At 58.5% G+C, this 22655-nt stretch carries 25 protein-coding genes; 14 read left to right on the forward strand and 11 right to left on the reverse strand.

All coding sequences use genetic code 11. The features are described from left to right. On the forward strand, positions 1 to 480 hold a 480-nt coding region (locus tag DKT70_RS18100), incomplete at its 5' end, for a DUF6339 family protein (RefSeq protein ID WP_199559632.1). A 122-nt stretch (positions 481 to 602) separates the two neighbouring features. On the opposite strand, the gene DKT70_RS16290 is transcribed toward DKT70_RS18100, so the two are convergent. Further along, a complete protein-coding gene (locus DKT70_RS16290; protein WP_111560135.1) occupies positions 603 to 1832 on the reverse strand; it encodes a type II restriction endonuclease in 1230 nt (409 codons plus the stop codon). Between the two features lie 263 nt (positions 1833 to 2095). Between DKT70_RS16290 and dcm the strand changes: the two genes are divergently transcribed. From dcm to DKT70_RS16305, 3 genes are all read left to right on the forward strand, one after another. Then, positions 2096 to 3316 (forward strand): DNA (cytosine-5-)-methyltransferase, encoded by a 1221-nt coding sequence (gene dcm / locus DKT70_RS16295; protein ID WP_111560136.1) that lies wholly within the window; start codon positions 2096 to 2098, stop codon positions 3314 to 3316. Positions 3317 to 3347: 31 nt separating this feature from the next. Further along, a complete protein-coding gene (locus tag DKT70_RS16300) occupies positions 3348 to 3791 on the forward strand; it encodes a very short patch repair endonuclease (protein ID WP_233490628.1) in 444 nt (147 codons plus the stop codon). A 190-nt stretch (positions 3792 to 3981) separates the two neighbouring features. Continuing rightward, positions 3982 to 5430, forward strand: coding sequence for a caspase family protein (locus DKT70_RS16305; RefSeq protein ID WP_111560138.1), 1449 nt, complete (start codon positions 3982 to 3984; stop codon positions 5428 to 5430). 33 nt (positions 5431 to 5463) lie between these two features. Here the strand turns inward: DKT70_RS16305 and DKT70_RS16310 are convergent, their stop codons facing one another. The 3 genes from DKT70_RS16310 to DKT70_RS16320 all read right to left on the reverse strand — a co-directional run bounded on the left by DKT70_RS16310 (position 5464) and on the right by DKT70_RS16320 (position 7064). Next, positions 5464 to 5730 carry a recombinase family protein gene (locus tag DKT70_RS16310; RefSeq protein ID WP_111560139.1) on the reverse strand — a complete coding sequence of 89 codons (267 nt, stop codon included), beginning with the start codon at positions 5728 to 5730 and terminating at the stop codon, positions 5464 to 5466. Positions 5731 to 5968: 238 nt separating this feature from the next. After that, positions 5969 to 6766: an ImmA/IrrE family metallo-endopeptidase gene (locus DKT70_RS16315; protein WP_111560140.1), complete on the reverse strand. Its 798-nt coding sequence runs from the start codon at positions 6764 to 6766 to the stop codon at positions 5969 to 5971. Further along, positions 6726 to 7064 (reverse strand): helix-turn-helix domain-containing protein, encoded by a 339-nt coding sequence (locus DKT70_RS16320; RefSeq protein ID WP_111560141.1) that lies wholly within the window; start codon positions 7062 to 7064, stop codon positions 6726 to 6728. Before DKT70_RS16320 ends, DKT70_RS16315 begins: the two co-directional genes overlap by 41 nt. Positions 7065 to 7168: 104 nt before the next feature. Here DKT70_RS16320 and DKT70_RS16325 point away from each other — a divergent pair, with 104 nt between their 5' ends. Both DKT70_RS16325 and DKT70_RS16330 read left to right on the forward strand, forming a co-directional pair. Further along, a complete protein-coding gene (locus DKT70_RS16325) occupies positions 7169 to 7432 on the forward strand; it encodes a DUF3892 domain-containing protein (RefSeq protein ID WP_111560142.1) in 264 nt (87 codons plus the stop codon). 89 nt (positions 7433 to 7521) lie between these two features. Beyond that, positions 7522 to 7809 carry a DUF3892 domain-containing protein gene (locus DKT70_RS16330; protein ID WP_111560143.1) on the forward strand — a complete coding sequence of 96 codons (288 nt, stop codon included), beginning with the start codon at positions 7522 to 7524 and terminating at the stop codon, positions 7807 to 7809. 102 nt (positions 7810 to 7911) lie between these two features. On the opposite strand, the gene DKT70_RS16335 is transcribed toward DKT70_RS16330, so the two are convergent. Together DKT70_RS16335 and DKT70_RS16340 are read right to left on the reverse strand one after the other, a co-directional pair. Beyond that, positions 7912 to 9513: a relaxase/mobilization nuclease domain-containing protein gene (locus tag DKT70_RS16335; protein ID WP_111560144.1), complete on the reverse strand. Its 1602-nt coding sequence runs from the start codon at positions 9511 to 9513 to the stop codon at positions 7912 to 7914. Next, complete coding sequence (locus DKT70_RS16340; RefSeq protein ID WP_111560145.1) at positions 9510 to 9995, reverse strand: plasmid mobilization protein; 486 nt, start codon at positions 9993 to 9995, stop codon at positions 9510 to 9512. The genes DKT70_RS16335 and DKT70_RS16340 overlap by 4 nt, the downstream gene beginning before the upstream one ends. Positions 9996 to 10156: 161 nt before the next feature. Between DKT70_RS16340 and DKT70_RS16345 the strand changes: the two genes are divergently transcribed. From DKT70_RS16345 to DKT70_RS16360, 5 genes are all read left to right on the forward strand, one after another. Then, positions 10157 to 11851 carry a type IV secretion system DNA-binding domain-containing protein gene (locus DKT70_RS16345; protein WP_158530127.1) on the forward strand — a complete coding sequence of 565 codons (1695 nt, stop codon included), beginning with the start codon at positions 10157 to 10159 and terminating at the stop codon, positions 11849 to 11851. A 352-nt stretch (positions 11852 to 12203) separates the two neighbouring features. Continuing rightward, positions 12204 to 13034: a replication initiation protein gene (locus DKT70_RS16350; protein ID WP_111560147.1), complete on the forward strand. Its 831-nt coding sequence runs from the start codon at positions 12204 to 12206 to the stop codon at positions 13032 to 13034. A gap of 67 nt (positions 13035 to 13101) precedes the next feature. Further along, complete coding sequence (locus DKT70_RS16355) at positions 13102 to 13728, forward strand: ParA family protein (protein WP_111560148.1); 627 nt, start codon at positions 13102 to 13104, stop codon at positions 13726 to 13728. 42 nt (positions 13729 to 13770) lie between these two features. Then, positions 13771 to 14043, forward strand: coding sequence for a hypothetical protein (locus tag DKT70_RS17855; RefSeq protein ID WP_146612666.1), 273 nt, complete (start codon positions 13771 to 13773; stop codon positions 14041 to 14043). A 444-nt stretch (positions 14044 to 14487) separates the two neighbouring features. Then, on the forward strand, positions 14488 to 14616 hold the full coding sequence (locus DKT70_RS16360; RefSeq protein ID WP_158530129.1) for a DUF305 domain-containing protein: 129 nt from the start codon (positions 14488 to 14490) through the stop codon (positions 14614 to 14616). Positions 14617 to 14648: 32 nt separating this feature from the next. On the opposite strand, the gene DKT70_RS16365 is transcribed toward DKT70_RS16360, so the two are convergent. The 4 genes from DKT70_RS16365 to DKT70_RS16380 all read right to left on the reverse strand — a co-directional run bounded on the left by DKT70_RS16365 (position 14649) and on the right by DKT70_RS16380 (position 17916). Next, positions 14649 to 15632, reverse strand: a complete 984-nt coding sequence (locus DKT70_RS16365) for a malate dehydrogenase (protein WP_111560150.1) — start codon at positions 15630 to 15632, stop codon at positions 14649 to 14651. A 73-nt stretch (positions 15633 to 15705) separates the two neighbouring features. After that, positions 15706 to 16281: a uracil-DNA glycosylase family protein gene (locus DKT70_RS16370; RefSeq protein WP_111560153.1), complete on the reverse strand. Its 576-nt coding sequence runs from the start codon at positions 16279 to 16281 to the stop codon at positions 15706 to 15708. 16 nt (positions 16282 to 16297) lie between these two features. Continuing rightward, positions 16298 to 17137: a LysR family transcriptional regulator gene (locus DKT70_RS16375; RefSeq protein ID WP_111560151.1), complete on the reverse strand. Its 840-nt coding sequence runs from the start codon at positions 17135 to 17137 to the stop codon at positions 16298 to 16300. Beyond that, positions 17134 to 17916, reverse strand: coding sequence for a ZIP family metal transporter (locus DKT70_RS16380; protein WP_199559633.1), 783 nt, complete (start codon positions 17914 to 17916; stop codon positions 17134 to 17136). The genes DKT70_RS16375 and DKT70_RS16380 overlap by 4 nt, the downstream gene beginning before the upstream one ends. A gap of 68 nt (positions 17917 to 17984) precedes the next feature. On the opposite strand from DKT70_RS16380, the gene DKT70_RS16385 reads away from it, so the two are divergent. The 3 genes from DKT70_RS16385 to sorU all read left to right on the forward strand — a co-directional run bounded on the left by DKT70_RS16385 (position 17985) and on the right by sorU (position 21040). After that, on the forward strand, positions 17985 to 19094 hold the full coding sequence (locus DKT70_RS16385; RefSeq protein ID WP_111560152.1) for a TDT family transporter: 1110 nt from the start codon (positions 17985 to 17987) through the stop codon (positions 19092 to 19094). A 373-nt stretch (positions 19095 to 19467) separates the two neighbouring features. Beyond that, positions 19468 to 20649, forward strand: a complete 1182-nt coding sequence (sorT, locus tag DKT70_RS16390) for a SorT family sulfite dehydrogenase catalytic subunit (RefSeq protein WP_111560155.1) — start codon at positions 19468 to 19470, stop codon at positions 20647 to 20649. 52 nt (positions 20650 to 20701) lie between these two features. Beyond that, positions 20702 to 21040 carry a SorU family sulfite dehydrogenase c-type cytochrome subunit gene (sorU, locus tag DKT70_RS16395; protein WP_042250314.1) on the forward strand — a complete coding sequence of 113 codons (339 nt, stop codon included), beginning with the start codon at positions 20702 to 20704 and terminating at the stop codon, positions 21038 to 21040. Positions 21041 to 21250: 210 nt separating this feature from the next. On the opposite strand, the gene DKT70_RS16400 is transcribed toward sorU, so the two are convergent. Further along, on the reverse strand, positions 21251 to 22048 hold the full coding sequence (locus DKT70_RS16400; protein ID WP_042250316.1) for a substrate-binding domain-containing protein: 798 nt from the start codon (positions 22046 to 22048) through the stop codon (positions 21251 to 21253). Positions 22049 to 22655: the final 607 nt, after the last annotated feature.

Here is a 22655-nt window from a genome sequence, read left to right on the forward strand (position 1 = left end):
TGCCATATTGAATGCCTTCAGTATGCACGAAAACGCTGGATCACTAAAGAAGAAACAGCAGCATCGGCTGTCCGCCTTCACTTTTTTGCAGCGGGTTTGCGCGGCTGCCGTGACCAAAATGCTATCGGCCGGCTGTGGTGGAATGGGCACCTTTCCGCCTTGGCCATGCCAGATAATATTGAAGGCGGTTTGAAGCTCCTGCTAACTCGCGCAAATTACAGGTTGCAGATTGTCGATCGGGCTGACAGCGCCTTTCGACAACCTCTTATTAGCGGAATATTTCGTATGCTTGATAACGAGGAATGGTTGAACAGTTACGATGCCGCAATTGCTGATTTCATGTTTGAGGTCAACAAGAGAAGCGGTGGGATCATATTTGAAGCGCTTAATACAACTGTTATCGACAGTTACTTGCAGACATGCTTGGCTTACGCAAAACAACGTAACGCCCGCAGAACTCAACCTGCCTCAGCCGTGTAATATCATTGCAACCGAGATGGTCATAGCTGCTTTGTAATTCACAGTATGAAGCTTGGCTCCGAATGAAGCACCCGTACCCTCTGGGGAAAAGCCTAATCAATTTAACCTGCCTCCCCACTACCTCAGGTGCGCTGGTATCTCTGAACTTCACGGATGAAGCCTGCAAGGTCCCACAGCCATGCCTGCTGATTGGCCGTATAACTTGCGTGAAGCGGGGCAGGGACCACAAGTTGCAACTCCGACGCCGCCATCTGGTCAGTCTGAGGCGTTGAAATGCCTGGCTCTAACGTGAGCAAATGTTTCGGACTGATCTTCGCTGCTTCCGCAAGAACCTGTCGCCATCGGTCTTTGCATGACGATTTTGCCCCCAGCATCATCAAGCCGGGCGAACCTTCCGGGGGAGCATTCTGATATGTAACCGCGTCCGGAAACAGAAAATCCGGCTTATGCTTGTTTTCCGTAATCACACCCCGCGCATGCCGGATCCCAAAGGCTCGGAACACAGCCCCCAGATGGTGTTCAAGCGAATGGCCCATCCGGGATTTTCTTCGATTTTGCACTGAAAGGGAAAACTGAATGAAGCCATCCACGTCGGTGGTATTTCCGGCGATAAACCCTTGTTGTAAGCGCTCCGACACAATACGACGCTCCAGCCTTCGGAACATTGCCTCTTCGTGATCCAGCCATGCAACTAACGCCGCATCGGGGCCATCTTCAGCACGTACTCCCGGGAGTGATTCACGTGCAAGTTCTGACATAATTGCTGTCGCTGGAAAGGTTAGTTCAAAGTGGGAAATGATTGCATCTAGCCTCTCAGCATCTGGCTCTTCAAACTCGATTCCAAGTTCTTCAAGTATAAAACGCGATGCAAAATCAAGCGTGGGCTCATCTTCGGAAACCCCCCGGGAAACGAATGACGGGCCGTCCGGGCGAACACCAAAAAGCCAGTATAGTTGCTGTTCGCTGGTTGACCCTTGTGGTGTTACAATAAACCAAAGGGTGCCATCCCGATGCCTAGCGAGGAAAAGAGTATCCCCCTCGCTCATTGCCTCTGTCACGGCGTTGGCTGGATAATAAAGCCTCCATTCAGCGCTGCGATGGGGAATATTTGCTCTGGCATCATAGTGAGTTGCCCAGCCTGTTGCTGAAAAACTGTTCTGCTCTTCGCCCAACCAGACATAGACGGAATGAAAGCGCTTTGCTTGCTCCGTTCCAAGGAAATCTTGTCGCATTCTTGCGGTTGTTCCCACCTCGTGCTGGTGGGATCTATTGGGGTTTGCATCTACAGCAGACAGCCGTTTTACACCTACGCCTGCAAAATAGTCGCTAAGGTGTCCTCTTTTTACTACCACAGTTTTTGCCTTTGCTCTCTTGGTGAAGCTGATGCAGCGAGGCCACCATGAGGAGATCACGCGGACCCTCTGCAGCCGGCAACGTCATTCACGCGTCCTGCTGCCGCGACTATGCAGCGCTACGCTATGATAGCACCAGCGCACTTTGAAGTTCAGCCTCGGACTTGCCAATTTGTTTCTGTTAGGTTCTTGCTTTCAGGGAATTCTGATGACACAATGTCAGAAATATTCCCAGATACGTGGGAACGAGGAGCAAGAGCAGAATGACCGAATTTGAGATGCTGATCCAGCAGACCGGCTGGAGTGTGCCCGAGGCTGCCAAGATGCTGGGCTACTCAGAGGGCCATGTCTACCGCTGGAAGCGGGGCGAAGAGGTCCCGCGCGACGGCATCATCAACCTGCTACGGATGCAGATCGCCTCGCACAAGAGCGTGCAGTCCGAAAGAGCGTTCACCTTCATCGATCTCTTTGCCGGTATCGGCGGGCTGCGCAGGGCGATGGATGGGGCAGGCGGGCACTGTGTCTTCACCTCGGAGTGGGACAAGTACGCTCAAAAGACCTACCATGCCAACTACCCAGATAACCGCGAGATCGCAGGCGATATCCGTGAGGTTGATGCGGCCGACATCCCGGAGCATGACGTGCTGGTTGCCGGATTTCCCTGCCAGCCCTTCTCGATAGCCGGCGTCTCCAAGAAGAACGCTCTGGGCCGGCTGCACGGCTTTCAGGATGAAACCCAGGGCACCCTGTTCTTCGATGTTCTGCGCATTCTTATGCACCACCGCCCGGCGGCGTTCCTGCTGGAAAACGTCAAGAACCTTAAGAGCCATGACAAGGGCCGGACATTCGATGTGATCCGGCGCAAGCTGACCGAAGAGCTGGGCTACACGCTGCATACCCAGGTTATCGATGCTGCCAACTTCGTACCGCAGCACCGCGAGCGGATCGTTATGGTCGGCTTTCGGGAGAATACCGGATTTTCCTATGACGATCTGGTCCTGCCGGGCCGGGCAGGACGTGGCATGCGCGATATCCTGCACCCGGAGGATGGTACCGAGGCCCCTGAAAGCCATTTCACCGTCGGTGATGATGCAAAGGTCAGCGACAAGTACACGCTGAGCGATAAGCTCTGGCAGTTTCTGCAGGGCTATGCGGCAAAGCACAAAGCGGCAGGCAACGGTTTTGGCTTCGGACTGGTGGATGGCAATAGCATCTCCCGGACACTCTCGGCGCGTTACTATAAGGATGGCTCGGAGATCCTTGTCAGCCGTGGAGAAGGCAATAATCCGCGCCGTCTGACACCACGCGAATGCGCGCGTCTGATGGGTTATGATGACAGCTTCCGTATCCCGGTCTCTGACACCCAAGCCTACAAGCAATTCGGCAATTCGGTCGCCGTACCGGTCTTTGCTGAGGTTGCGCGTTTGATGCGGCCTCATGTCATGGCGCTGACAGAAGGATCGGGCCTGCTTAAAGTTGGCTGATGTCCATGACACTGCCACCCGGAGCCGCAATATGGCGGCGATCCGGGGGCGGGATACCAAACCTGAGCTGATTATCCGCAAGGGATTGCACGGACGCGGCTTCCGTTTCCGGCTTCAGCGCCGGGACCTTCCCGGCAAGCCCGATCTGGTTTTTCCAAAGCATCACGCGTTGGTCTGGGTCCATGGCTGCTTCTGGCACCACCATGACTGCCCGATGTTTCATTGGCCAAAGAGCCGTGAAGAGTTCTGGCGGGCTAAGATTGCGCGTAACGAGGAACGGGATACAGAAACATGGGCAGCGGCCAGAGCGGCAGGCTGGCGTTGTGGCAAGGTCTGGGAATGTGCGCTGAAGGGCAGGGGGCGTCTGCCTCCTGGCCAAGTCATTGACTCAATAGCCAGCTGGCTGTCCTCTGGTGCAGACGAATTCTGCATTGAAGGCCAATGGATTGATCACCCCACTCATCCGCTTGCTTGACAGGATGGCCGCCCACGGGGCGGTCAGGTTCTATGCCAAGCGACTGGCCCCGAATGACAACTCGAAGAACCAGGTTTACCTGGGCGGTGGCTTTGGGACGATCCAAGCGATTACGAATAGCGTCACGATCGGTGCAAAAATTTGATAGCGCGAGTATGCGTCAGTACGGAGATCTACATTGAAAAGAAAAATGGCAGCTCTGGTCATAGGTAACGCTGATTACCCGGCAGGTGATGAACTCGAAAACCCCGTCAATGATGCTGTGGACGTCAGTACAAAGCTAAAATCTTACGATTTTGAAGTGATCTTAGGCACAGACTGCTCCAATGCAGACATGGAAAAGAAGCTTAAGGAATTTTCCGTACTTCTCAAAACCCATGATGTTGGAATGTTCTTCTTTGCCGGTCATGGAATGCAGATTGATGGCAGCAACTATTTGCTCGCCATAGACACAGATGGGTCATCAGAGATTGATGCGAAGCACAGCTCACTGTCTTTGGACAAGGTTGTCGAAGTTATGGCCAAATCAAAAGCTTCCACCAAGATTATTGTTTTGGATGCGTGTCGAAACAATCCATGGAAGAGGGCGTGGCACCGAGATGCTTCTATGCGTGGCTTGGCCTCAGTCTATGCCCCAAAGGGTACAATCATCGGCTTTGCAACGTCTCCCGGCGAACTCGCTGCAGATGGAATCGGACGGAATGGCACCTATACTGAAGCACTTTTGCAGCACATAGATACCAAAGACTGCCCTGTCGAGACAATGTTCAAGCGGGTAAGGAACACAGTCGCCGCAGCCACTAAGGGCAAGCAGACTACATGGGAACACACATCCCTAGCAGGAGAATTCTACTTCAACCTTGGAATTGACAAGCTGGTTGATGAATATGATGAGACCGCTCTTGCAGATGGACTGTTCGGCCTCGACACATCAAAGCCTTCACATATAATTATCAAAGACTTAAAGAGCTATAACTGGTACGTTCAAAATCCAGCACTGTTGAAGCTTGATGAAAAAAGCGTCAAACGAATGGGCGTGAACGACCTGTTCGTCTTAGGACGAAACATATATCAAGCCGCCTGCGGATCGTCTGGGGCAGCAGACGTTTTTATCGAAAATTTCGTATCGCGCACCGCACAGTTTGGAGCTGGAAAAAGAAAAGCATTATTGGATGGGATGCTATTCGAAATATTTTTTGACTCGACAGGTAATTTCCGACAAAAAATCAAAGGAGAGTACTTTGATGAAGTTTTCGACCTTCAAAAAGTTCCGGCGCTGAAGACCAGCTTTGACTTTATCGCGGACACTCTCGTAGCTGTAGGCGCAAACTTCATAGAGCTGCCTGGCCGCGGGCATGAACTTAACGTCACCGTTTCTACCAAGAAAGGCAAAAAGGGTTACATTGTCGAGTCAGTATTTATCGGGGGACAGGATGTATTTCAGCCTCCGGAAAGCGATTGGGATGACCTTGATGGCATACCCTCATATTCAAAGACTGTCATCGAGCGACTGAATGGAAATCTTTCTCGTGAGCTTGTTGTGCCTCAGCGCCTTCTAAATGTTACCTATACCCCTGCAACCGTTGGTGAAGATGATGTCATATATATCGCGCGCGGATGGAGCATTAAGAAAAGCTGACACCCCGTGCAATTCGGCCTCATAGCAGGATGCTTAGGCTCTCCGCACATTCTTTTCGCTAACTTTAAATAGTCGCGCGATCTTTGAAATGGCGCGGTTTTCTAGATCTTGTATCCGCCGCACCTCCTCCTCTTGTGTCTTGGAGAGCGAAGGGGGCCTGCCACCGATCCGACCCCGATCGCGAGCCGAAGCTAGTCCCTCTCTTGTCCGCTCGGAAATCCGTTCCCGCTCGAACTGCGCAATGGAAGCGAAGATGCGGAAGCACTTATGGCGCTGGCGGTGCGAACGGATCTTAAAAATGGAGAGGTCTTATGAAAGACCTCGGGCACTACACCCTCGAGTTTAAACGGGCAGACATGAAGATCCGTATCAGCGCATGAGGCACGGTTGCTCCCATTACGGCACTGGCTTTGGTTGGCCTCGTCATGGCGTTTATACTGTTCAAGTATCTATAGAAAAACGCAAGCTGCTGATATACCGGATCATAATTCTGATAAATATGGCATCTATATCGATAAAAACAGACCGAAGATTGCTGTCAAAACTCAATACAGGTGTATTGGTACCCCCTGCCAGACGTGTCGAAATACTGACTTTCTTTTGCATGGAAAAAATTGTTCCAAGCATCTCCGGAATCCTCTGCTTCAAGGCTCCCGCTTCCTTCTCTGTGAGCGACCAATGCAAGTGAGGTCTCGGGAAGTTCGTCACCAAAGCAGTACGCAGCCATATAGGGTGCCGAGGCACTCTTGCACGCCCACAAAATTATCCCATCGCGTGAAACGACGAACGCGATAGGCTTTGATGACAGCGAAACCAAGCGCAGTGCGCTTGCCTGAAGAGAGCATTCAAAGCGACAGCCTACCTGACACAGCGTGGCTGCATCCCACCTAGAACCCGAAAATTCGTCGCGGATAATGTTAGCAGGCATTAAAAGCCACGAAGCAAACAAGTTGGCCTCGGATTCAATGTTATCCCGGAAGTCGTTGAGGCTCGCATCGCTGTCCTCGAACCGGTCTCTTAATCCACGGTGGCACATGAAATGCCCGAGTTCATGCGCATGTGTGAAGCGCTGCCTGCGCTTGTTCTCGACCATATCGTTGAGCAGAATTGTCCAGTTCTGGCTGTCTTTTGTTCTGACCAAACATCCTTCGAACGAATCGAAGCAACCTCGTTTGGTAGTTAGCTGACCATCGAAGCCACTGTCACGAAACGCCCCGTCAATAAGTTCAGCAATGTCGAGCGGGTAGGTGTTTGGACCATACTTCTGCCAGAGATTGGTAAGCCGGATGGCCTCCTTAGTCGGTAGAGTTTTGGTCCTTGTCGTCAAAACCGGCAACTATCCTTTCTATCGTACGCTTGTCATTCGCCGATAGCTTTTGAAATTTCCTAAAAAATGCGTCTTCTAGCTGACTATCTGACGGCTCGTCTTTTGTGTCATCCAGAAAAAAATCTGGGGATACCGCGAAATAGTTGGAAATCTTCAAGAGTAGCTCGGCGGAAGGCTTGGCGTTCTTCTTGTTTTCTAGCTGCCACACATAGGCCTTGGACGAACCAATGGCTTCGGCCAACTCCTCAAGAGTCGTGCGCTTCACGGTCCTGACGTTGCGCAACTTCTCCCCGAATTTTTCAGACATTCGTACGTTTCCCCTATTCTCTTGACAAAAGTATAGCGACCACTATATGAGTCGGATAGTGTAGTTATAGCTACACTTTTATGAAGTAAAAAAGGGCATCTCAGATGGCAGACAGACAAGTTACCGCAACGGGAAAAGACAAGGACGGGGATATCACGAAGCTCTGCAAGGCCGGCGAAGCATGGTCGCCGCGCCAGAAGGCTGACGCGATCCGCGACATTGAGAACGGCCTGCATACCTATTTCGTGCAGCAACCCGGAACTTCTCGTATCAACGTTAACGTGGTGAACGGGACCACGGGTAAGTACCTGCGTTCGACCGCAGACAAGTCCTCGAAAAACAATCTGGACAATCTTCCGGACTGCTAAATCCATGAGGACAAAATAGTGGGGCTCGCGGCGGCAGCCTTCTGCGAACCCTCTTCCAACAGAAAACACACTAACAGAAGAGAGGGCTTATGCCGCAAGATCATCAAATTACCTGTATCATTCCCGACGGTGCAGATCCTGATCGACGTATCGATAGTATTGGCGGATCCACGGGAAGCGAAACCGGTGGCTCATGGTGCATCAAGCTTGATGTGGCCATAAAAGGAATCGAAGACAAAAAATGGCGCTTCTGGACTCAAGCAAATGGCAAATCAGTTTGGGTGATTATCGCTAAACGCAACGGCAAAAAGTACCTTAAGACCGAGGCAGATGGTGATGAACCGAATAATCTGCTGAGTCTGCCACGTTGCAGGTGAGACAAAGCGAACCTTGAAGCTTGGTGATTTATTACTCGCAAACGCCCAAGCAGGCCGATCCCGCTCTTTCCATCTAGGGGCCGTAGGGATTGGCCTGCTCGGTCACCGGTCGCGATCAGACTGATTCCGGTCCTTTTTATGCTTATCCGGCTCCAGGAATTTCGTAGGAATATTTTTTTTTCGGTTCAGCCAGTCGAACCTCGACGCCTTTCTGTCGTTCTGCGCCTGCTCTGCCTGTTGTCGGGGTTCAGCAACGCCTCGCGCTGGAACATTTCGCTCCGCCTTCTGCCGGTCCAGCCAGCCAAACCGCGATCCTTGCTGCGCTTCGCCCTCGCGCCCGCTCTCCTGAACGCTACCCCTGCCCCGCTCCGGCGCTTTCTCCCGGCCAACCTGCTTCCAGGCCTCGCGGATCTTCCCCCACTCCCCGGCCTGCCGGTCGACCAGATCACTGCGATCCTCTTTGAACCGCTCCAGCGCCTGACCCATCTCGAACGCCCGCCCGGCCTTCAGCGGCTCCAGCTTACCACCCAGCTCCCGGTTCAGCCGCGCTGACAGTGCCGCCCGATCCCGCTGGCTGGCCGCTGCAAAGGCCCCCTCCCGCCGCTCTTTTGAGAGGAAGTTCACCGCCACCAGCTTCGCAAAACTGCCACCCTGTTCCCGGTGCTGTTCCCGCGCTGCCGCGATCGACAACGACAGCCGCCCGATGAGCCCGCGCTCCATGCGCTGCCGCTCGCGTGCCCCGTCCCGCTCCCCCCGGAACTGCGCCGCCCAGTCCGGTTTCGTGTCCCGCTTATGCGCCGCCAGCACCTCCCGGGTCTTCCCCTTATGCGCGGAGGCGATCTCCGCCTTCTGCGCCGCATAGCCCCCGCGCAGCGCCACCCATTCCTGCCGGTGCCGCTCCTTGGTCGCGGCGCTGATCTCCCGCAGGATCGCAGCTTGGCTCTGGGGCCGCTCAGAAGCCCCCTGGGCCGCCTTGCGCGCCTCGGGCAGCCCTGATGCCCCGGAAGCCGCCTCCTGCCGCTCACGGGCCGCCTGAGCGCGCCCTGCGGCCTTCTCCGCCACATGCGCCCGCCGCGCCTCCGGGTCCGGGTACTGCCGCTGCTTTTCCGCCACCCGTTCGTACTTCGCCGCCCGTTCCGGACTGACCACCTGCCCACGGGCTTTTTCGTACTCGTTCGCCCACCGGTCCAGCGCCCGGACGCGGGCTGGATCGATCTTCGCCATCCGCCCGTCTTCGGGGCTGACCCGGTTCACGATCACATGCACATGCGGATGCGCCGTGTCGCGATGCGCCACGATCACCGCCTGGTGCTTCTCCAGCCCCAGGACCCGTAAACTGTCATTCGCAGCGCGCGACATCTCCGCCCGGTCCAGCTTCCCGGCCTCGGTCGGATGCCAGGCCAGCGAATAGGCCAGCACCGGCTTCTGCGCCTTGCGCCCGGTGGCCGCAATCCCGGCCTCGGCCTTCAGTTGGTCGGCCCGCTCCGCCGTGGCGATCATGATCCGCGTGGCCACCTCGGGCCGGTCGCTGGCGATGTTGCGCGTCTCCGTCCACGCCACCCGCTCCGACGAGGCCGGATGCGGACCCGCACCCTCTCTGGCCGCCGCCACCCCGCCCTCCGGGCTGGGGGCGCGCTTGTCATGGGTGTAATAGGCCATCGCCCCTTTGAAGCTCCGGCCCTGCGCGGCGATCTGGAAGTTCATCCCTCGATCTCCGCCAGCCGCTCCACCGCCGCCCGGACCTCGTCCAGCACCTCGCCAAGATCGACCGGCACCGGCTGCCCGGCGTTCAGCGTCCGGGCGATCTGGTTGAGGTTCACGCCGACCCGGTTCAACGACACAAGCGCCGCCGACAAATCCGGCGCGGACCGCACCCGGACGCGCTGCCCCAAGGCAGCCGCGCGGCAGTACGCTGACACCGACACACCGGCCCGCTCCGCCTCGGCCCGGACCCGCGCCAGCTCCTCCGCCGTCATCCGGAACGCCACCCGCTCGGCGCGGCTCTCCGCCACCGCCAGCGACGGCCGCCCCGGCTTGGCGCTGCCCGGGCGCACTGCCGCGCCGCCAGCGTCACCGCCCGCGGCGGTGGTCGGCGTGGCTGAGGCTCGGCCTGTCGCTGCGTCCGTCATCGGGTCTCCCGGCATCACTGCAAAGGCAGGTCTGGCAGCATGCCAGATCCGCAGCATGCGGATTTCCTGCGCAGCAGGCAAGCGTTTTTGTGCAACAAAAACTATGCTTGCTACTCTCTCCGGTTGAACCGTATGGGAAACGCGCAATCGATTTTATCAAGGATATTGGAATGTCTCAGGGAAGTTCAGGACAAGGCGGTGGTGGTCCCATCGGCGGATTGATCGGCATCATCATCGGGGGATTTTTGTTCCTGCCGCTGATGAACGCTTACGTAGCGTGGAACATGCTCCGCGCCACTCAATCGGCCCTCCAGCTCGTGTCGCGGCTGGTGCTCATCGGCGCTCTTTGGGCGACCGGTGTCTGGGTCTTTAACCAAGCCGGCCGGAGCTGGGAGGCCAATGGCATGACCGGCGAAGGCTATGCCGGCCTGATCTTTCTTCTGCTCAAGATCGGCGCCGCCATCTTCGTCGTCCAATGGATCCTGTTCGTCCTGACCGGCGGTCGCTGGAGCGATATCGCCCCCTACATGACCAAGGTGCGGGGACTGAAGAAGAAGCACCTGCGCGGCATGGCCCTCGTTGATGTCACCCGCCAGCGCAAACCGAAGTGGCTGGCCGACAGCAGCGTCAGGAAGCCCGTCGCCCTGGGCTGGGTGCCCTACCCCTCCCTGAATGCCGAGACCCTCCACACCCAGCTGGAAGGCGGCACCGGGTCGGGCAAGTCCCAGGCCCTCAAATGCCTCGTGGCGGAGTTCCTGGCCCGCGGTGACAACATGATCGTCGTTGATACAGGTCATGATCTCCTGACCTCCTTCAGCGGCGTGGCCGGCCACGTGTATCGCTTCGACATCATGGACAACGACTTCCTGCCCCGCTGGTCGCCCTACCACGAGATCGAGCGCCGCAGCGATTGGCACCAGCTGGCCCAGGGCCTGATCGGGGACGGCAAGGGCGACAGCGCCGAATGGCGCAGCATGGCCAAGTCGCTCTTTGCCGCTGTCGGCATGGGCTATGCCCAGGCCTGCGAGGAGGAGGACCGCCTCTTCAGCAACCGGGAATTCTTCGACCTGCTGATCAGCGCCCCGCCCGAGGTCCTGGAGCCCTTCATCAGGGGCACGGCAGCCGCTTCGCTGGTCCACAACGACAAGGGCCTCAATGCCATCCGCATGAGCCTCCTCGATCCCCTGCGCTTCTTCGAGAACCTCCCCGAGCACGCCCAGCAAGTTGATCCCTTTTCGATCCGCAAATGGGTCCGCGAGACCATGACCGGTCCCAGCCAACGCTCCCTGTTCATCACCTACCGCAAGCGCGACCTGGCCACTGTCCGCAGCCTGATCTCCTGCGTTGTCGAACTGGCCATTTCCACCGCCATCGACACCGGCAAGGCAGAGCACCCGACATGGCTGCTGATCGACGAGCTGGCGGGCCTGGGCGAGATCCCTGCCCTGCTCACCGGCGCTGCCGAGTTGCGCAAGACCAATGTCCGTCTGGTCTGCGGCATGCAGGATCTCAACCAGATCGAGGATCTCTATGGCCACAACCGCGCCGCCTCGATCTGCAACAACCTCACCAACAAGCTGTTTCTCCGCGCATCCGACGGCAAAGCTGCCGAACGCATGTCACTGGCCCTTGGGGAGCAACGCATGCTGGTTGAGGGGGAGAGCGAAAGTGAAAGCGGCAGCGCCTGGTCGGGCACAACCAAGACCAAGGGCATCAGCCGGTCGGAACGCGATGAGCGCGTCGTCATGCCCTCCGAGATCCTTAGCCTTCCCGATCTCATCGGCTACGTGAAGCTTGCAGGCGACGCCAAGGTCTACAAGACACCGGTGCCGATATTCGCAGGCTTCTATGACAACCCGCAGCAAGTGTCCGCATCAGCGCCAGGTGGAGCATTGGTCAGAATGCCGAGCTGATGAACACGAGGCGGGACATTCATATGTGTCCCGCCTCGTGTTCGGTGTACGGATCAGATTTTTTAGTTTTTTAAGTTTCTTCCATTTTAGAGCCTGCAAGTAACTGATATTAAATAATTAAATAGCCTGAAGGTGACTTTTTGGGCGAGGTATCGTGACTTTTTGGGCGAGGACAGGTGACTTTTTGGGCGAGGTATCGTGACTTTTTGGGCGAGGCACAGTGTTCTAGTCAGCCTGCAAAGTGACTTTTTGGGCGAGGCTCTGAATTTATCCCAGTAAAATCAAGAAATAGCTTTCAGAGTACACGCTTTAGAGACTACTGTGACCTCAAATACACCAAAGGTCACAGTAGATGACAGACGAACCTCGCCCCAAAAGTCATGATACTTGCAGTGGGACACTCAACGCATTCCAGAGGCGAGGCGAGGTCATAAAACCAGCTGAGCTGATTGAGGTCCGCGGTGGTGAGAAAATTACTCTCGCAGCGCGTCGTATCTATAACCAACTTCTCTCTAATGCCTTCGGACCAGATATGGCTGCGGAGGGGCACGAGCATCGAATTTCCTTTTCTGAGCTTCGGGGCAACCACACCTCAAATGATAGAGTTACGGAGGCTATTTTATGTCTGATGCAGACAGTTGTTCGTATACGCATGTCAGACGGGTCAACGCGTAACGTAAGCCTTCTAGGGCCTACCGACGTAGAGAAATTTGGTCCTGGAATTGCTACAATGCTGACATATGAGCTTCATCCCAAACTTTTGCCAATTCTACGAGACAGCCAAATTTTTGCTCGTCTTGAGATGCAAATTCTTCATGGGTTTGGCACTAAATATGGGATGGCCCTTTACGAAATAATTGCAAAGCGTATTGGTTTGAAACACGTTTTCTATAACGATTTTGAAACAGATGAGTTGCGCGACTATCTTGGCGTACCAAGCGGGAAACTAGGACCCTTTGCAGCATTTCGTCGAAAGGCTATAGAACCGGCAGTTGCAGAGGTAAACGCCTTGGCTCCCTTCTCATGTCGTATCGATGTGATTGAGACGCAGGGTCGAAAGGTAACAAAGCTGAGGCTGACGTGGTGGCTAAAAACTATAGATGAGCAGAAAAATCAGTGGCAGGCCCAAAAGGGAAAGCAGGACGATCTTTTCCCTGAGGAGCTACTAGAGGCAAATCTTTAGGAAGGTTGACAGACGGAACTACCACAACTCAATATGTGCACGTGTGCACAAATGCAAAGGGGCATAAATGCAAGTAATCACTATTGCGATGCAAAAGGGAGGGGTTGGTAAATCTACTCTAGCAAGGTCTCTGGCCGTTGCAGCGGCACGTGATGGACTTTCCGTGCTGATAATCGACATGGACGCCCAGCAGAGCGTTAGTCAGTGGGCCGAAAGACGTGAAGCCGACATGCCCGTTGTAGTATTCTCTACTGAGAACGAACTTCCAAAGAAATTAGCGCAAGCAAAGGACATTGCTGACTTAGTTGTCATAGATACGCCCCCTGCCCGCTCAACCGAGGCCCCGGCAGCTGTAGAAGTAGCTGATTTAGTATTGATACCGACTACGCCTGATGTTGAGCCGTTAGAACAAATGCCTAGAACTCTGCGACTCTGTCGTGGCTTCGAACGACCTGTTTTTGCAGTTATCAACATGGCAAACCCAACTGGGCCGTCGGAGGTTACCTATACGCGCGAGGTGATTGAAGCGATGGGTGCAAAAGCAGCTCCGATCGTGTTGCATCGTCGGAAGGCTCACCGGGATGCTAGTGCATCAGGTCTGACTGTCCAAGAGCTTAAGGGTGCAACAAAAGCGGCTGAAGAAATGGCCGCCCTGTGGATCTGGGTTAAGTCAGAATTGCAAAAATGCAAATAAGCACAAGTGCAGTTGTGCACATATTGGGCAAGGAGCGATGCAATGAAGAAAGCCAATCCTTTATTGGCAGCCATGGGAAAGAAGCCAGAGCATGCGCCGCTTACAGAGCTAACGGCAGAGCCAGTTTCAAAAAAGCATCTCGGCAAGCGATCCGCACAGAAACATTTAGGAGCTTATTTCGATAAGGGAGATCCAACGCTAGAGCGTGTGGCAATCTTACGGGCGCGACTAGACATGACCAACTCTGAACTCATCGAGCACGCCTTGAACGAGCTTTGGAAAAAGCATGAGGCAGGTAGGGCCTTTGGAGACTGAAAGCACTAGATGATGCAGGCGTGCATTTGTGCACATGTGCAATAACTAGAGTTTCGCTCTGTATAAGCCCCATGCACGCTTTCGTTTGAAAGCTTGCATGATGCCATAGAAAGAAGCGAAGGCGCGGCTGTTTGCTGGATCCGTGGTCACCATATCTCTGAAAAGCAGCCTTTCGGCGGCCTGGTCGCATCGACGCAAAGAGCCCATTGCAGTCATTCGTCCCTGCTGCAGCGAATGCAGATGCAGCAAGAGTGATCGACCCAAACCGGACCTTGGTCCGGGCAAGGCCAACTATGGTTTAGGGCGACGCTCATCCCATAGCAGTCATTCGTCATGTGAGGCAAAGGGTGCCGCTCTGCCGTTTCGGGTGGGAACAGCGAACTCTCTCCGCACTGCGTATCTATGTTGCGAACCTGACCAATGCCTTGCCATCGACATGGCGAGGTGGAGCTGGAGCACGGCACGGATGACGAGACGCGCGATATGGCGCAGAAGATCATCGACGCGCAAAAGGAAGATATTGCCGAGATGACGGCCATGCTGGACCGCATGGGCGTTGAAGTGCCGGAATAATAGGGTGGGCCCGCCTTGCGCGGGCCTGTTCTTTACAGAAGGGCTGAGACAGCCTCGCGTTCCTCCTCCAGTTCGGCGATGGTGCGGGCCATCATCTCGCGCTGGAAATCGGTAAAAGTCAGACCTTCGACGCGTTCGTATGTGCCGTTCGCACAGATGACCGGAACGCCGAACATCAGCCCCTCGGGGATACCGTATTCGCCGTTCGAGTGGACGCCCATCGACACCCATTTGCCCCCCGTGCCGTGAATCCAGCCATGCATGTGGTCGATGGCGGCATTTGCGGCGGACGCGGCCGAGGATGCGCCCCGCGCCTCGATGATTGCGGTGCCGCGCCGGGCCACGTTCGGGATTAGGGTGTCGCGATACCATGCGTCGTCGCCGATCATGTCGGGCAGTTTGCCGCCCTGCGCGGTGGCTTCGGTCCAATCCGCGAACATGGTGGGGGAATGGTTGCCCCAGACGGCCAGCCGGTCGATCTCGGCCACGGCGACGCCCGCCTTCGTGGCCAGCTGCGTCAGCGCGCGATTGTGGTCAAGCCGGATCATCGAGGTGACGTTCTCGTTCGGGAAGTCGGGCGCGTTGGCGGCAAGGATCATCGCGTTGGTGTTCGCGGGGTTGCCGACGACCACGACCTTCGCGTCACGCTTGGCGGTCTCGTTCAGCGCTCGGCCTTGGGCGCGGAAGATCTCGGCATTGGCCGACAGCAGATCGCGCCGCTCCATCCCCTTGCCACGCGGGCGCGAGCCGACGAAGAACGCCGCATCCGCATCGCGGAAGGCCGTCGCCGGATCGTCGGTCACCATGGTCTCGACCAGCAGCGGAAAGGCGCAATCCTCCAGCTCCATCACCACGCCGCGCACGGCATCCTGCGCCTGCGGCAGGTCCAGCAGTTGCAGGATTACCGGCTGGTCGGGGCCATAGACGTCGCCCTTGGCGATGCGGAACAGCAGGGCATAGCAGATCTGGCCGGCGGCGCCGGTGACGGCGATGCGTTTGGGGGTAGATGTGGTCACGGTGTCCTCCTAAAGGTTGCGGGAATAGGTAGGCCCGCGGAAGACAACCGTCCAACGCATCGTTCCGCTTGGATCAATCGCCTTGTTCGATGAATGACGCGGCACCCTCGCGGAATGCGGCCAACCCGCCTTGCGCCGGATGGCGGACATAGGTGGCGGAAACGCCCAAGCCCTGCGCCGCGCGTTCGGCCACGCGCCCGATACAGAGGATGCGCGACGGGCGTTTCCACGCGATCAGCGCATGCAGGGCGGGCATGTTGGCGGCAATCTCGGCCACGGTCGGCGGGCGGGTGCGGCCATCGGCATGATGAGGATGCTGCATGACGGCGTTCCAGAACAGCGGCGGCGGGTCCGACACGGCGGCCCAGATCGCACAGGCGGTCGGCCCGTCGGGCAGCGCATAGCGGGTCGGCTGAATCAATGGCAGGCCGAGGCGGTGCAGCGCCTCCTCGCCGCAGAACGGGATGCCGGTGCGCCGCGCACCGCGTCGTGCCATCGCCTCGCCCAGCCACAGCGGCGCGCCCTTCGGCATCGCCTCCAGATAGACGCGCAGGTTGCAGCGGCGAATTTCAGGGGCACCCGCAGCCTCCACCGCCGGATCATGGTCGCGGTAAGGGTTGAACAGCCGGTCGGTGGACGCAATCGCCATCAGGGCGCGCAGCACCTCATCCAAGGGCGCGGTCCAGAAACGCTTGGGCGGCTCGGCTCACATGGCGGCCGGTGGGACGCACGGCGTTGAAATGGCGCGGCGGGATGGGGAACGCGATCTCGAACAACCGACCCGCTGCCAAGGATGCCTCTATCACCACGCGCGACAGGGCGGAGACGCCAGTGCCCGCCTCGACCGCCGCACGGACAGCCTCGTTCGAGGGAAGCTCCATCCCCACGCGCGGCACGATCCCCGCCGCCGCCAGCGCCTGTTCCAGAATGGCGCGCGTGCCAGAGCCCTGTTCGCGCAGGATCCACGTCGCCGCTGCCAGATCGGTCACGGGCTTCGCCGCCACCACGACCAGCCGGTCCGTTGCGGCGGGGATCAGGGTGAACGCGGGCGAGGTCACCTCATCCTCGACAAAGCCCAGATCGGCCTCACCCTCGGCCACCGCCTGGCACGCGTCATGGGTGTTCAGGATGCGCAGAGTCAACGCGATCCCCGGATGGGCGGCCTGGAAGGTCTGCATGACCTTCGGCAGCCAGTAATTCGCGACCGTCTGGCTGGCCACCAGCCGCAACCGCCCATGATGCAATCCCATCGAGGCCGCAAGGAACCCCGCCGCATCCTCGGCCCGCGCCACCACCGCCCGCGCCTCGGGCAGGAAGCTGCGGCCCAGATCGGTCAGCACGATGCCGCGCCCCACGCGGTCGAACAGGCGCACGTCGTGGCGTTCCTCAAGTGCTGCGATGGCGGCGCTGGTGGCGGACTGGGTCAGGTTCAGCGCGCGGGCGGCCTCGGTCACATGCTGACGTTCGGCCACGGCGATGAAGATGCGAAGCTGTTCCAGCGTCATGCGGCAGCCCCCAGATGCGACAAGGCGAAGGCCACGAGGAACCCGAGCGTGACCAGAAGGCCAGTCTCGCCGCGTTCGCCCTCCACCGCCTCGGGGATCATGGTGTCGGCGATCATGGTCAGCAGGGCGCCGGCGGCCAGCGCATTCACCGCCGCCAGCAGATAGGGCGGCGCATCCCCCAAGGCCGCTGCACCGATCAGCGCCGCGGCGCCGGAACACAGCACGATCGCCGCCCACAGGCCGAACACATACCCCGCGCCGCGCCCCGCAGCCTTCATCCCAACTGCGCTGGACAGACCTTCGGGAAAGTTCGACAGGACGATCGCCGCGAACATGGCGATGCTGACGCCGCCGCCGTCCAGCATGCCCACCCCCAGCACGACCGATTCCGGTATCCCGTCCAGAAACGCCCCCGCCGCGATGGCCAACCCGCCGCCCTGTGCCGCCTGCCGCTGCTGTTTTCCCGACCGCTTGCGATGGTGCCCGCCATTCCGCGATATCAGCGCGTTGGCCACCGTATACAGCACCGACCCCGCCACGGCCCCCAGCACCACCGGCCAGATGCCCGCCTTGCCGAATCCGTCCAGGATCAGGTCATAGCTGACGGCCGAGATCAGGACACCGCAGCCGAACGCCATGAACCCCGTCGTCACCCGTTTGGGAAACGGCGCAAACCATGCCAGCGCCACGCCGATCAGCAGAGACGATGCGCCCGCCAGCCCCCACAATCCCGCCTGCATCCAGATCGCCATCATCGTCCCATCGTCTAATCCGATCATTCGGACAAGTTTAATCCGTTGGATCGGTTGCGCCAGCCCCACTATCTTCATACCCAAGGAGATACCCCATGACCTTCGAGAAAATGCGGGCCGTATCGCTCGGCCTCCAACCGCTCAGCCGCCTCGACAGCCCGCGCGAGGTGGTGCGCCAGTTCACCCCGAACTGGTTCGCCGCCACCATGGGCACCGGCATCCTGTCCATCGCGCTGGCGCAAACCCCGTTCCGCGCGGTGGGCGAGGCGCTGTGGATCCTAAACATCGGCCTTTTCGCGCTGTTCAGCGTGCTTTACGCGGCGCGGTGGGTGTTCTTCTTCGACGGGGCGCGCCGCGTCTTCGGCCATTCGGTCGTGTCGATGTTCTTCGGCTGCATCCCGATGGGGCTGGCCACGATCATCAACGGCCTGCTGATCTATCGCGGCGCGGTGGGGCTGGCGGAAACGCTGTGGTGGATCGACGTCGCGATGGCCGCAGCCTGTGGCATCGCCATCCCCTATCTGATGTTCACCCGCCAAAGCCATTCCATCGACCAGATGACCGCCGTATGGCTTCTGCCCATGGTCGCGGCCGAGGTGGCGGCAGTGACGGGCGGGCTGCTGGCCCCGCATGTCGGGAACGGCCTGACAGTGCTGTGGGTGTCTTATACCCTCTGGGCGCTGTCGCTGCCCATCGCGATGAGCGTGCTGGTGGTGCTGGTCCTGCGCCTTGCGATCCACAAACTGCCGCATGCGTCGATGGCGGCCTCGGCCTGGCTGGCGCTTGGCCCCATCGGCACCGGCGCGCTTGGCCTGATGACCCTGGGCGAGGCTGCGCCCGCCATCTTCGCCGCGCACGGGCTGGACGCCTATGTTGGCGCCGCGCAGGGCGTCGGTCTGATCGGCGGGATGATCCTGTGGGGCTACGGCCTGTGGTGGTTCGCGATGGCCGCCCTGATCACCGGGCGCTACCTGCGCGAGGGGCTGCCGTTCAACCTCGGCTGGTGGGGCTATACCTTTCCCATCGGGGTGTTCGCGGTGGCAACGCTGAAGCTGGGCACGCTGATGCCCATCGGCTCGATCCACGTCTTCGGCCTGATGCTGGTGGCCCTGCTGGCCGTGATCTGGGCCATCGTAGCCACTCGCACCGTGCGCGGGGCGTGGCAGGGTGATCTGTTCGTCGCCCCTTGCCTGAAGGAGGATTGAGATGATCGCCACACGTCGCACCGTTCCGGCGGGTGCTGCCGCCCTGATGCTGTCAGCATGAGACTGCAAAACAAAAAATCATAAGCCGCAAATGATGCTTCGCATCCCTTGCGGCTTATCCACCGAATGCTAGGCAAAGCATTTCCTTCAGTTGGTTGAAGGCTCTGCTTATGCCAGTTCACCAAAGCGGACGCTCACGGGGTCAGGATAGATCGACACAATGCGGGACGGTGCGGAGCGGACGGTCAGGGATAGACACCCGTGAAGCGGCTCTGATAACGCGGCGCGCAAAAGGAGGCGGTGGACACGCCAACCTCTTTTCATGCTAGGCTCAAAAGTAAGATCAAAACCTTTGGGAGCAGGCTCAGTGATGATGGGTGATTTCAAGATAGGCCGTCGAAGCCTGCTGGCCGGAAGTGGTGCCATCTTGTCCGTGATGGCCAGCGGTGTCCGTGTGCAAGCTCAGGAAAGTGTGACGGCCCTGCCTGACTATGTCAGTTGGAAAGACGCCGATGCACTGATCGTGCACTCCAACAGCACGATCGAGATGGAGCGGTCTGCGTTTGGAACCTCTGCGTTTACGCCTGAGGACAGGCTGTATGTCCGCAACAATGTGGCACCGCCTCCTGCTTCCATTCTTGACGATCGCGATGCATGGGAAGTCAGCATCGACGGCGTGGCAGAGCCTCGGAGCCTGACGCTGGCCGAACTGAAGACAATGGGGATCACGACTGTTGCCATGGTCCTGCAATGCTCCGGGAACGGTCGTGCCTATTTTGAGCACGAGCCGTCCGGCACACCTTGGCAGGTTGGTGCTGCTGGCTGCGTCATGTGGACGGGTGTGCCCTTGAGAGTCGTGGTTGACGCTCTGGGGGGAGTTGCGGAGGGGATGGAATACGTGACCGGCACGGGTGGAGAGACGCTTCCCGAAGGACTTGATCCGCTGACATTGCTCGTCGAGCGGTCGGTGCCCCTGGATGCGCTCGATGATATCTTGCTGGCGTGGGAGCTGAATGGGGAGCCGATTTCCCTGGCCCATGGCGGTCCGCTGCGCATGGTCGTCCCCGGGTTTACGGGCGTCAACAGCGTGAAATACGTCACCAAGGTCGCCATGACCGCGGAGCAGTCGCCAGCGCTGATCCAGCAGACGCGCTATCGGTTGCAGCCTGTGGGTGAAGAAGGCGGCCCGGACCATCCGTCGGTCTGGCAGATGTCGGTCAAATCCTGGATCACCGGCCCGTTGGATGCGACCCAGGCTGGTCGCGTTCAGGTCACGGGTGTGGCGTTCGGCGGAACAACCAACGTCGCATCAGTCGAAGTATCTGCGGATGATGGCCAGACGTGGAGCACAGCAGAGTTCATCGGACCTGATCTCGGGAAATTTGCGTGGCGTCCCTTTGTGGCACAGATGGATCTGCAGCCCGGCACGTATCGGCTGGTCAGCCGAGCCACGGATGCGGACGGAAACCAGCAGCCTGAGCAGACTGAGCCCAACGACCCCGGATACAATCATAATGGGTGGCGCGCGCCCGGCATCGAAATCGAAGTGGCATGACACACGCGGCTGGCGGTTCGTGCCGGACACCCCTCAGATCAACGGAAAACACATGAACAAGACACTGAGTGCCGCGGCCATTTTGCTTTCATCCTTGTCAGGTATGGCTGTAGCTGAAACAGACTCTGCCCGGATCGACATGGGCAAGGCACTTTTCACACAAGGGGCAGAGCCGTCCTGCTCGATCTGCCATACCCTGGCCGATGCCGAGACAATGGGAGAGATCGGGCCGAACCTCGACACCATGCGTCCCGATTATGACCGCGTCATGCGGGCGTTGGTGAACGGCGTCGGACCGATGACGCCGTATGATAGCCTGACGGACGAGGAGTTGGACGCTCTGTCCCACTATGTCGCAAGCGCGACCAAGGCAGACAACGTCGAGCCCTGAGATGATCGATGGCTCTTCTCCACGACGGAACTGAACGAAAAACCCCCCGCTTGCAGGCGGGGGGTTACGTTTGGCGTCTTGCTCATTCCATCGCCGTTCAAGCCGGGACTTCAGGCTGACGATGAGGGTTCGCATTCAATCGCATTGCGTTGGACAGATCTCCGGTCAGGTCAAACCTCATGCTTTAGAGATGCTGGATCGTGGACCCCTTCAGCGGGTCCAGCCTTCGGTTTCCATCAGCGCCTGCGCCTCGTCCGTAACCAGAAAGTCCAGAAAGGCCTGCGCCTCCGGGTCAGCATCCGGCGCGATGGCGACGTTCAGGTCGCGCCAGATCGCGCGGTCCTCGGACAGCGATACGGCCTCGATAACGTCGGGATTGCGCGCGGTCCAGTCCGGCCAGGTGATCCAGGCATCCGCATCCATATCGGTGAACGCCTTGAAGCTGGCGCCCGACCCGTGCTCGAACGCCACAATGTTGCGGCGCATGCCCACAACATCGTCCAGGTTGCCCGTTCGCCCTGCGATATCCTCCCAAACTCCGGTGCCCGATGTGTTGCCGACGCCGGCGCCCTCGGTCACGACGATCTTGACGCCGTCGGCCAGAAGATCGTCGAAGCCGGTGATGCCCTTGGGGTTGCCGGCCTTCACCGCGATGATGGCGGGACGCAGGTAGATCGGCTGAACCTGATCGGACGAGAACGAGGTGTAGGTTTCCAGAAACGCCGTCATCGACTGCTCGGACGTCCCCCAGATGATGTCGGCATCGGCCTGCGCCTGATCGGACCATGTGGGTTCCGGTCCGAAGGTGATTGCAACCTCGGTGCCCGTTTCGGCCTGCCAGACATCGGCGACCTTCTGCAGCGCGCTATGCGGCCCGCCCGCACCATAAAGACGCACAACGCCGTCGCCAGCTTCACGCGCGATCGCGGGCGCATCCGTGGCTGCGTCCTGGGCAAGGGCGGGGGTGGTCAGGGACAGGCTCATGGCCAGAAGGGATATCATTTTCATCAAGGCACTCCGGTCGAACAGGATCGCGTCGGCCTGATGCCGACGCCATGTGACGTCTAGAACGCTGCAGCTGGCGTAAACGCCCAACGGCTTCGCCGTTTTCTGCCATTTCTACGTCACTCTTGCGTGTGGGGCACGGCTGACGCGTGATAAATGCTGACTAGTCAATTCGATCAAAAGGTCAGCGCTGACGCTGGCGCGCAGGAACGCATCCGCTGCGCAGCTGACATCGCCCTGTGTCGACGTAACGCCTGAGAGCCGGCGTGCCAGCAGCGCGAAAAGGCCATCGTCGCCGAATTCGTAGCGGCGTTCGAGTAGGTGTGTGTGAGTGGCCGCGCTTTGATAAGAATATGGGATGACGAGCGGCTGCTTCCGGACTCTAGACCTGTAAATATCAGGAATCTTTAGCGGCGGCTTTCCGCCCAGCACGTCGCTGATGCTGCAATTGCGAACGGTCTTAGCGTAGGCGCACTCAATGGCCGAAAGGTCCCGCACAGCAGACCGTCGACCGCCACCTTGGTCCGTCTGTTTTGCGGGACGAAGCTGCCTTCAAGTGGTCGGAGCGTTGTAGGCCAACCTTTATCCGTGTTAGATATCTGAACAATTC

Source organism: Paracoccus sediminilitoris, from assembly GCF_003259195.1.
Taxonomy (GTDB): domain Bacteria; phylum Pseudomonadota; class Alphaproteobacteria; order Rhodobacterales; family Rhodobacteraceae; genus Paracoccus; species Paracoccus sediminilitoris.